This is a genomic window from Parabacteroides sp. AM58-2XD, from assembly GCF_003463685.1.
GTDB classification, from domain to species: domain Bacteria; phylum Bacteroidota; class Bacteroidia; order Bacteroidales; family Tannerellaceae; genus Parabacteroides; species Parabacteroides segnis.
In genome coordinates this window covers 21,002-30,834 of the sequence record NZ_QSDP01000077.1, presented here as the reverse complement: position 1 = coordinate 30,834, position 9,833 = coordinate 21,002, and the positions used below count along the sequence as shown (strand labels likewise).

General features: G+C 50.4%; 7 protein-coding genes and 2 pseudogenes. 4 read left to right on the top strand and 5 right to left on the bottom strand.

Annotated elements, in window-relative coordinates:
* Window positions 1-321: 321 nt before the first annotated feature.
* Window positions 322-681 carry a hypothetical protein gene (locus DXA15_RS17295; protein WP_233567389.1) on the top strand — a complete coding sequence of 120 codons (360 nt, stop codon included), beginning with the start codon at window positions 322-324 and terminating at the stop codon, window positions 679-681.
* A 108-nt stretch (window positions 682-789) separates the two neighbouring features.
* Entirely contained in the window at window positions 790-2,904 is a 2,115-nt protein-coding gene (locus tag DXA15_RS17290; protein ID WP_128134842.1) for a VapE domain-containing protein, read from the top strand.
* Between the two features lie 278 nt (window positions 2,905-3,182).
* Here the strand turns inward: DXA15_RS17290 and DXA15_RS27665 are convergent, their stop codons facing one another.
* The 3 genes from DXA15_RS27665 to DXA15_RS17280 form a co-directional block, all read right to left on the bottom strand.
* Entirely contained in the window at window positions 3,183-3,260 is a 78-nt protein-coding gene (locus tag DXA15_RS27665; protein ID WP_255419973.1) for a DUF4248 domain-containing protein, read from the bottom strand.
* Window positions 3,261-3,277: 17 nt separating this feature from the next.
* Entirely contained in the window at window positions 3,278-3,406 is a 129-nt protein-coding gene (locus DXA15_RS27660; protein WP_255419972.1) for a DUF4248 domain-containing protein, read from the bottom strand.
* A gap of 97 nt (window positions 3,407-3,503) precedes the next feature.
* Complete coding sequence (locus DXA15_RS17280) at window positions 3,504-4,529, bottom strand: hypothetical protein (RefSeq protein ID WP_128134841.1); 1,026 nt, start codon at window positions 4,527-4,529, stop codon at window positions 3,504-3,506.
* Window positions 4,530-4,747: 218 nt separating this feature from the next.
* Between DXA15_RS17280 and DXA15_RS17275 the strand changes: the two genes are divergently transcribed.
* Entirely contained in the window at window positions 4,748-5,203 is a 456-nt protein-coding gene (locus DXA15_RS17275) for an HU family DNA-binding protein (protein WP_128134840.1), read from the top strand.
* Window positions 5,204-5,224: 21 nt separating this feature from the next.
* A pseudogene (locus DXA15_RS17270) lies at window positions 5,225-5,697 on the top strand (glucosaminidase domain-containing protein).
* Window positions 5,698-6,126: 429 nt separating this feature from the next.
* Here DXA15_RS17270 and DXA15_RS17265 read toward each other — a convergent pair.
* Together DXA15_RS17265 and DXA15_RS17260 are read right to left on the bottom strand one after the other, a co-directional pair.
* Entirely contained in the window at window positions 6,127-7,296 is a 1,170-nt protein-coding gene (locus DXA15_RS17265; protein WP_128134838.1) for a 6-bladed beta-propeller, read from the bottom strand.
* Window positions 7,297-7,403: 107 nt separating this feature from the next.
* Window positions 7,404-9,607: pseudogene (locus tag DXA15_RS17260) on the bottom strand (sodium-translocating pyrophosphatase).
* Between the last annotated feature and the right edge of the window lie 226 nt (window positions 9,608-9,833).

The window sequence follows — 9,833 nt, the reverse complement described above, 5'->3', positions numbered from 1 at the left end:
TCATTGGACTTTAGTCCCATTTCTTACAGTTTTCTATCTAAGAGAAATGTGGCTGAAGCCAAAAGAGAGAAACAACTTGTAAACCGTCAGCTGAAGCAGACGGCAAATGGATCTGTAATGGCTAAGTGGCTATGATAATGCAAGTTGTATAGGCGGGAATATGACACACCCCCTTCCCCCTCTCAAGAGGGGAGCCAGTTACAACCAGTCTATAATTAGATAACTCACCTCTGATAATGACTGAATATTCAAGCCTCTGAATCATTAGAGATTCTTTTATTATAAATTAAATTCATATGAAAAAAAACTGACGCCGCCCTGTTGAATGGGGCAGTACTGGATTTGAGAAATGAATGCATGCAGCTGGAAAAGAAACTGCACGAAGTGATGAAACTAAGCAACACCCTGAGCCGGATGTTGGAACATGCCGTCTGGGAGGAGGATATGGTGGTAGGCGAAACCATTACGTTCCACTGTTCCCTGGAAGAGTTTGTTGCCCAGATCGCTCCTCTGATCGAGAGCCGCAAATGGACGGTTAACGACTGCCATGAAGTGAAGCCTTTCCTCCGTTCGCTCGATACCGTCATGAAGGTATGTCCTGAAGGCAAAAAGGAACCGCTGGCGTTGGGTACGCTCGTGAATGGGGTGATGGAGTATCTTTCTACCCGCAAGGACGATTGATGTTTGTCGTGCAGCTTATGTTTTTCATAATATAATGTAAAAACATAGGCTGCCTTGTTTAATGCCCGTACCTTGGGCAGAATAATACTCACTTAATTTTATCTTATTATGATAAACGTAACCTTATTCGCCGGATTTAAGAGATGTATGGGGGATATTCCCCTGATCGACGCCCTTTACGACATCCGCAATGGCAAGTATGCCACCGAAATTAACCGTATCCGCGCCTTTATGGACGCCGGAAATCAGGATGAAGCCGACATGCAGAAGAAAAAGCTGCCTGCCATAACCGTCTCCGCCACCTATCAGAAACAACGGTTGCCGAAATATATGACAGGCTACAATCCGCTTACCATCCTCGATTTCGACGAATTGAACAAAGAAGACCTGCCGCGCCTGCTTGCCCTGGTGCGCGAAGCCGTCTATACGGTGGCCTGCTGGATCAGCCCGCGCGGACGGGGCATCAAGATCATTGTCTATCCGGCTGTCGGGACCGAACTGATCCCCGCAAACCATCTCGCTGTCTACAAGCTGGTGAAAGACTGGTACGAACACCTGCTGGGTGTCGGGGCGGACACTTCGGGCAGCGATGCCGGGCGGCTCTGCATCATGTCGTACGATCAGCAGCTCTATCTCTCTCCCCGTTTCGAACCCTGGCTGAAAGGGGAAGGCACTTTGCCCGCCGGTCTGCCGCCGATAGAAGCCATAGGCGGAAAGACTGTGTCACAACTGATCTCTTCCGCCCGTAGAAAGGCTAGCCGCAAGTTCCCTTATGCCGAGGGCAACCGCAACAATTACGTGCACCTTTTTGCCGGCTACTGCAACCGCTTCGGGGTTGCCAGAGAGGAGGTCGAAGCCTATGCCGCAAAATCATTTGACGACCTGCCGGTCGAGGAACGCCTGCAGGCAATCGACAGCGCTTATGCGCATACCGAACAATATGCTACGGAGAAGCCGGCGTCCCGTTTGCAGCGCGGAGACAGTTTTGTTAATCAGATACAGGAGTTTCTGACGAAATATTACAAACTTCGTCGCAATATCGTCAGACGTACGGTTGAATACCGGGACCTGAAGAAACACAATGCCTTTCAACCGGTCACCGATTATTGGGAGAATTCCGTCTGGTGTGCATTGCAGAAATCGGGTGTGTTTTGCCGCGTGTCCGACCTGCGTTCGGTGATCTATTCCGATTTCAGTCCCGAGTATAATCCTTTCAAGTCTTACTTCGATAACCTGCCGCGCTGGGACGGGACGACGGCCCCTATCGGCCGCCTGGCAGCCACAATCGACACTACCCGCCCGGAGTATTGGGAGAAATGCCTGAAGAAATGGTTGGTGGCAGTCGTAGCCTGTGCCATCGACGAACGGCAGACCAATCATACGGTCTTGTTGCTGAGCGGTGCACAGGGGCTGGGGAAGACCACCTGGCTGCGCAACCTGGTGCCGCCCGTGCTTAGAAATTATGTCTTCTCCGGCAACCTCGATCCTACGGCAAAAGATTCGTCGTTGTTGATGAGCGATTGCTTCCTGATCATCCTCGATGAACTGTCGGGACAGAGCCGCGTGGAGTTGAACCAGTTGAAGGCCCTGATCACAAAAGATTCTATCCTCGAACGCCGCCCGTATGCCCGTAATGCGGAGACGTTCGTGCGCCGTGCTTCGTTTGCCGCCACGGTAAACGACAGCCAGATCCTGACAGACCGCACCGGGTCGCGCCGTTTCCTTTGTTTCGAAACGCTCCGGATCGATTATACTTCTGAAATAGACCATGCCGCCATCTATGCCCAGGCGCTGGCACTCTACAAACAGAATTTCCGTTATTGGTTTGCCGAAAATGACATAACGGAAATAAACGACAACAACGAGCCTTTCCAGCAATCGTGTCCAGAAGCGGAATTGTTTTATACCTATTTCCGCAAGCCGGTCCGTTTCGAGCTGCCCCTCTTGCTCTCGGCAAGCGAAATCCTGTCTAAAATAGCGGAACGAACACGCTATTCCATGACTACAATGAGTGTTAATTTGCTGGGTAGAGTGTTAAAAAGCGGTGAATTCGAGTCACAAAAGAGACATGGAAAGCGGCTGTATGCCGTCATAGAATTGAGTAATGACCAGGTGGAAGCCCGTCGCAAAGGATTTGGCTATGATCCGTCGGATGAGGGCGAAGGTGGTGATAATAAGGATGATGACGGTGGTGGACGCCCCGACCCGCAGCTTCCGTTTTAACTGATCGGGGGCAGAAAGGGCAGACAAAAAGGCGTTTTGAAAAACTTCTGTATAGTGTTACTTCTACGAAACATTCATAGAAGTAACAAGTGACATCTTATTATAAAGTTTTCAAAAATGCCCTTTTGTCTGCCCTTTCTGCCCCCGCCCTTTCTTTCTCCACTGGCTGCGGCAGTTGTTTTCAGGGGTTGCCGCAACGACATAAAACGACTGCCGCAGTCCCTGAAAACAGTTGCGGCAGTCCTTTGGGATGACTGCGTCACCCGTTCTCTCTTTTCTCAGGGTTCCCCTAAATGTTCGACGATGCATTCCACTTGGCGGGGTGTGAAACTCCTGACTCCGGGATGATACCCCAGTTTAACCAGTTTGGCTTTCAGTACGCATGATAATTAATCCACCGCCAAAGTTGCAGGATCGCTCCCCTGCGGCTGAGGTGAGGGCTGTAGAGTGCCGCCAGTTCGCCTACTCCGTAGGCCCGTATCGTGAAGGTCGTTTGTTCCATAAAATGTATGGTTTTATTCTTCTAAGATACGAAAAATCAATGGATGCGGCAAGCTATTTGTTCGTTTTTTAGCAAATCGTGTAATTGAATAACTTCCTTAGAGTAAATTCTTTACATCCTGAAGGGATAAAGATAGTTTTTGTGCAATGTCTTCTGGCGAAATTCCGGCTTGCGTCAGCATTCGGACCATTTCCTGTAACATTTTATCTTTTTGTTCGAGTTCTTGTTTGCTTTGTTCGAGTTCCAGTTTGCTTTGCTCGATCACCTGCTTGCTTTGTTCGATCACCTGCTTGCTTTGTTCAAGTTTCTGTTTGCTTTGCTCGATCGCTTGTTTGCTTTGCTCGAGTTCCCGTCTTTTCTGTTCGAGTTCCTGTTCTTTCTGCATAATGTCAGTGTCGCGCTTTTCGATTTCGGAGAGGATTTCGTCTTCTACTTCCATGGAGCGGCGCACGTCAGGGGCTACACCGGCTTTGAGCAAGCGGGTAAGGATGACCTGCTCGCTGGCGGTGAAGATGGTTTCGTCTATTTCTAGCAGATGCTCGTCGCCGGGCGTACGGTAATTCTGGTCGAATACATGGAGCAGGCGCTCGAGACGATTGCGGGTACGACCTTGCAGGTAAGGAATCTGTACGATGATGCTGTCGTGGGTCAGACTTTCGATAAAGGGATCTTTCTGATCAATCTCCTGATCATCGTAATCTAGATATCGGCGGCGTACGTAAACGACCGGCTCTTTCAGGTCGCCCAGGATATGACCGAGGATATAAATGGAGATAATGGGCAGGCCGAAGCGTGACTCTCCATTGTCGCGCATGTTGTTTTTATCGAGGTAGTGCGTACCCAGATACTGGCGGAAACGAAGAGTTTCGGTAGCCAGCCATGTTTTTTGCAATTCGATAAGCACAAGGTGTTCTGTGCCGTCGTTGTCACGGATTTTGGCTGAGAAGTCCATACGGAACAGGGAGATACGGGTTTGTTGCATGGCTGTGTATTCATGTTGGCGCATCTGCAACTCGATGATATCTTTTTTCAATAGTGCGGAAAGCAGCAGTTTGGCTACCTTCTCGTCTTCCATCATAAACTTGAAGACGACGTCATAAATGGGATTGGCTATAAATGTCATATCATTCTGTTTTTTAGTATGTTGACAAAGATACGATTTCTTTTCGGATTTGTTTCTACATAATACCATCTTCTTTTCATACGATTGTCCGGAGATATCTGAAATTATCTGAAATAAACTGTCGCTTCGTAACGTCCCGTCACCTATGGCTTCAACCGGCCTCCCCTCCGGGCGTATCTTTGATATGTAATTAATAATCAACTAAAAACAGTAAAGTTATGGCAGTACAGTATCATTTGGTTCTCCGGAAGAACCTCAGTAAAAATGTGGAAGCAGGGAAAGAGAAGCTCTATTATGCCCAGACCCGTGCGACGGGGACCTGCACGTTTGATGAGTTGTGTGATGCGGTGGCGGAGAGTTCGACCGCTTCGAGTGGGGATGTGAAGGTGGTGATCGACCGTGTGATCCGGTTCCTTCTGATGTTTCTGGGGCGTGGGGAAGTGGTCCAGTGTGGCGACCTGGGGACGTTCCAGCTGATCCAGACCAGTTCGGGAAGTGTTACGACCGATGATTTCTCGACCAATTTGTTGTACCGCGCCCGTCTCCGTTTCCGTCCCGGCGCCAAACTTCGTAACCTGACCCAGACAACGAAGGGGGAGCGTTTCAAGCTGGAGGAGGCGAAACCTTCAACTCCGCCGGAAGGCGGTGGCGGCGACCGTCCTGAAATCGAGTAATTTACCTGAAACGGACATCATATGGATAAGCAATCGTTTACAACAAAGTACCTCCCGCCGCCCGTATGGCGGGTGAGTTGTACGGCCTGAACCCGGTAGTCATCCTGGCGCAGGCTGCTATCGAAAGCGGGTGGGGAGAGAGCCGCCTGGCTACGTGCTACAATAATTTCTTCGGGCTGACCGGCTATGGCGTTTCCAACGCTTACTGGCACGGGGGAAAGACGGACCTGGACAATCCCGACGGCCTTGTGTTCCGCCGTTACGACCGGGCGGAGAACAGTTTTCTCGATTTTGCCCGCCTGATTGCCACCGCCTACAAACAGGCGGCCGCCGTCAGCAACTATCCCCGGGCTTATGCTCGCGAGATGGCCTACAGCAAATATATCAGTGAAGTAAACGGGGATAACCGCGAGGCGTATTGCAACATGCTGGAAAGCATTGCACGGTCGTTGGTCCCCATAGTGTATAACTTAAATAATAAAGCGTATGAATGAGAAAGAAAATGGCAGTGGCAACAAGGTAAGAACCATCCTCCAGTTTATCATGGAGTTGTTGGGGTTCCTGTTGGGGAGGAAGAAGTAGTAGGAAGAGTAGGAAAGGTTTGGATATTATCAGAAATGAATGAATGTTGCGCCTATAGGGGCGGTTCGCGAACCGCTCCTATAGGCGCCATCATAATGGAACACAGATGACGCGGATTATCACAGACGGTGTCTTTGTCCTGAAAGGACTAACTGTGAATAGCCCCCAGTGAAGCCGGGGGACCTCAGATATCCGCTGGATGGAACGTCCCTGAAAGGGGCGAACAACAAGCTATGATTGAACCCCTTCGGGGCTCACCGGATTGATCCCGATCATTACCCCCCGGCTTCACCGGGGGCTATTCACAATTGAACCCTTCGGGTCCTATCCTCGTACCCCCTTTACTTCTTCACTTTCCCGACAAACAACACATTATTATCATTCTCATCCAGCGTTGCGGCCAGTTCTTCGAGTTTCTTTCTGTCCTGGCTGGGGCATTTGCCGGAGGCGAGATGTTTTTCTATCTGTTCGGCCAGTTGTCCCGGTTCCATATTCCGGATAAAATATCCCTGGTAGAAATTGTGGCCTGATCCGGGGATGGGGAGGTTTCCGTAGAAGTCGTTTATCAGACGGAAATGGGAGGAAGCATTCTTCTTTTTATCAATCAGGATATCTCCGCCATTTTCCGGACCGTTTTTCCCCCAGAAATAATAATTGACCATGAAGTGATTCGGGAGCCGGTAGTATAGATGTATCGGTTTCTCTTCCGGGTTCGGGAAAGTCATGGTAAATTCAGGCAATAAACGGTTGCCGACAGGATCGTAGATAAAAAGAGTGTCTATGCTGGTGTGGAAGAAATCGAACCCGTTGCCGTTTTTGTAAGAGAAAACTTCTCCGTTGAAGTCCGACACTGTCGTTTTGGCGGTTGCCGGGATCTGTTTCAGGATGTTTCCTTCCATATCCACTTGGAAGGCAAGCGGTTCCCCTTCCTGGAATGGCATGTGTACGACGGATAATGTGCCGTCTGCATTGAGCGATAATTTAGGTTTGTTGATCTGTCCCGGAAGCGGGATGTCCTTGATCCATTTACCATTCGTGCCGTACACCATGATCTTCCGGCCATAGAAAGGTGAGAGGAAGATACGGTCGTTCTTTTCGTCGATGACTTCATCGTAAATGGATACGGCATATTCTCCGGCCCCATTGCCTACGGAGCCGATGTCGTGCAGGAATTTACCCTCTTTGTCGAAGAGTTTGAACGGTCCGCCGCTTTGTTGCCGTACCCCGATATACTGGTCGGTGACGAGTGTGAACCAGGCTTTGAACATGGCGGAGTCAGAGTTGTCGAAACGTATGATGCGACAGTCTTCGACAAATTCGCTGAGCGGCACGTCGATAGTGTCTTTCACGAGGGCGAAGTCGCACACGGTCAGTTCGTTTCCGCCTGTTTCAACGGTGGTGATACTTCCGTCGTTCGTTTTCAGTGCTTTTTGTTTCTGGGTGAAAATGTTGCAGGCGGATAAACATCCCAGTAACAAGACGGAGGAGAGGAGCAGATAAGTTGTTTTCATACAGGATCTATTTAAAGTTGTTTACTATCAACAAAAATACGAATAGCTCGTAGTTACGAACTATTCGTATGCGAGTATTTGATCCCGGTTAGATTATATTAACTGTTTCAGAATAAACTCCACGCTACAGTCAACCCCGCCATTACGATAGCCACCATGCTCATCAGCTTGATCAGGATATTGAGGCTCGGACCGGAAGTGTCTTTGAACGGGTCACCGACGGTATCGCCGACAACGGTTGCCTTATGGGCTTCGCTGCCTTTGCCGCCGTGGTTGCCTTCTTCAATATGTTTCTTAGCGTTGTCCCAGGCGCCGCCTGCGTTGGCCATGAAGATGGCCAGTACGAAACCTGTGCTTAGTCCGCCGATCAGCAGGCCGATCACGCCGGTCACACCGAATATCAGTCCGGTCACTATCGGGGCGATGATCGCCAGCAATGAAGGAACAACCATCTCATGCTGTGCCCCTTTCGTCGAAATCTCTACGCAACGGGCGTAATCGGGTTCCGCTTTTCCTGTCAGGATACCCGGTATTTCGCGGAACTGGCGGCGTACTTCTTCTACCATATGTCCGGCGGCGCGTCCTACGGCGTTCATCGTCAGTCCGCAGAACATAAAGGCCATCATCGACCCCAGGAACATGCCCGACAGTACTTTCGGATTCATCAGCGTCACATCGTAGTAGATCATAAAGTCGGAGAAAGAAGCTTTCGATACCTCCATCGTACGTCCGTCGGCAAACGACAAGACGGTTTCTCCCAGGCGCAGCAGGCCGATCTTGATCTCTTCTATATAAGACGCCAGCAACGCCAATCCCGTCAGGGCGGCAGAGCCGATGGCGAATCCTTTACCGGTGGCGGCTGTGGTGTTCCCCAGCGAGTCGAGGGCATCGGTACGTTTGCGTACTTCTTTGCCCAGACCAGACATTTCGGCATTTCCTCCGGCATTGTCGGCAATCGGGCCGTAAGCGTCGGTAGCCAATGTGATACCCAGGGTGGAAAGCATGCCGACGGCAGCGATGCCGATTCCGTAAAGTCCCATTCCCGTATTGCCGAAGTCAAATCCGGAGGCAAAAAGGAAAGAGCAGATGATACCTACTACCACAGCCAGCACGGGGATAGCCGTAGAAAGCATTCCCAGTCCTAATCCGGAAATGATAACGGTGGCCGGCCCTGTCAGTCCCGCTTCCGAAACCCGTTTGGTCGGGTTGTAGGATTGTGAGGTGTAATATTCCGTTGCCTGGCCGATCACGATGCCGACCAGCAAGCCGATCACTACCGAGCAACTGATCCAGAACCAGTTGTCGAGGCCGAGCAGATAAAGTATCCCGAGGTGGAAACTGCGATCAGCACCGAACTGAGGTTTGTCCCGATAGCCAGCGCCTTCAACAACTGCCGGATATTGGCATCCTCTTTCGTCCTGACGGCAAAAATACCCAGGATAGAGAGGACGATGCCGACAGCCGCGATCAGCATCGGTGCGACTACTGCCTTATATTGCATATCTATATTACCGGACGAAACGAAAGCGGCAGCACCCAGGGCGGCGGTCGCCAGTATCGAACCGCAGTAAGATTCGTACAGGTCGGCACCCATACCGGCTACGTCGCCTACATTGTCACCCACGTTATCCGCGATGGTGGCCGGGTTACGCGGGTCGTCTTCCGGAATGCCGGCTTCCACTTTTCCGACAAGGTCGGCTCCCACGTCGGCGGCTTTTGTATAGATCCCACCTCCCACGCGGGCAAAGAGCGCCTGTGTAGAGGCTCCCATGCCGAAGGTCAGCATGGTCGTAGTGATAATGGTCAGTTTATGGGTCGGGTTCAGGGCTTCATCCGGAATGAAAGCGTTCAGCAGGACGTACCAGAAAGAGATGTCGAGCAGTCCGAGGCCGACCACCACCAATCCCATGACGGCGCCGCTGCGGAAAGCGACCTGCAACCCCTTATTGAGCGATGAACGGGCGGCATTGGCTGTACGGGCGGAGGCATAAGTCGCCGTCTTCATCCCCAGGAATCCCGCCAGTCCAGAGAAGAAACCGCCGGTCAGGAAGGCGATCGGCACCCATTCGTTCTGCACGCCGAAGCCGTAAGCCATAATGGAAAACAAGATAACCAGCACAAGGAAAACCGAGGCTACTACCTTGTACTGTTGTTTCAGGTACGACATCGCACCTTCACGCACATAAGAAGCGATTTTAGCCATCGTTTCCGTTCCTTCACTCTCTTTCATCATTTGCCGGAAGAAGAACCAGGCAAATACCAGCGCCAGAACCGACGCCACGGGCACAATCCAGAAAATACTAGTTATCATAGTCGTTAGATTTAAAATAAATAATATGCCAATATGCCAATGTGCCAATAACCCGATGTGTCAATGAGGAAATAATAGAATCTGTAGCTATTTCCATTGGCATATTAGCACATTATTCTCTCCGTAAATGTAAGAAAAATAAAAACGTAGAGAAACTTTTTCGTAAATAATACTGTTTCATTCTAAAAAAAACAGCATATTTGTCACCGTAAAAGAGAGAAAACAT